The organism is Helicobacter vulpis (genome assembly GCF_003660395.1).
Taxonomy (GTDB): Bacteria; Campylobacterota; Campylobacteria; order Campylobacterales; family Helicobacteraceae; genus Helicobacter; species Helicobacter vulpis.
This window is the reverse complement of the sequence record NZ_QXQT01000085.1, coordinates 1-601: the sequence shown is the minus strand read 5'-3', so window position 1 is coordinate 601 and position 601 is coordinate 1. Positions and strand designations below refer to the sequence as shown.

The window sequence follows — 601 nt, the reverse complement described above, 5'->3', positions numbered from 1 at the left end:
CGTGGCTGGGATATGTGTGTTGGGCTTATAGGGAAGTAAGGGGATTTGATTGTTAAGGGGGGGTTTGGTAGGGTTAGATAAAGGAGTTTGTATGTCAGTCTCTATCCCCTTGCCACCGGTTAAAGATGTGGATTTTTGGTTTAATTTTGATTCGCGTAGATTGTATGCGTTGCCGGATTCTGAAGAAAGCCCTATTTTTGAGTTTAAAGAAGGTTCTTGGATACCATTTAAGTCCGATAAGGAGTTTTTTACTACCACAGATTGGTGTGGCGATTCTTGTGGTGAAGTGAGTTTAAGCGAAGTGAATAAGCTACTATCCAGGTCGGATTCTTGACCTATCGCCTTCATCTTTCTTCTTAGCTTTTTGGCTTCTTTTCTGCTTAAACTGCCCTCTAATTGGAGTCTGCGCTTGGCTTTATAAAGCGGGTCTAACTCTTTCTTCACCTCCCAACTCTTGGGCGTGTGCACCTGTATCTCACTAGAGATGCCCTCATAAGTAAAGTTAATATGCGCGCCTTGATAATTGTCTTGGGTTTTAATGAATCTAGGATTGATGTCCTCAATGCTGGGGTTGGCTTGTAGACTCTCTAAGATGTGCTTA

1 pseudogene is annotated in these 601 nt (G+C 42.6%); it reads right to left on the bottom strand.

Going from position 1 to position 601, the window contains the following annotated elements:
* A pseudogene (locus EAO38_RS09290) lies at positions 1 to 601 on the bottom strand (hypothetical protein); the annotation flags it as partial.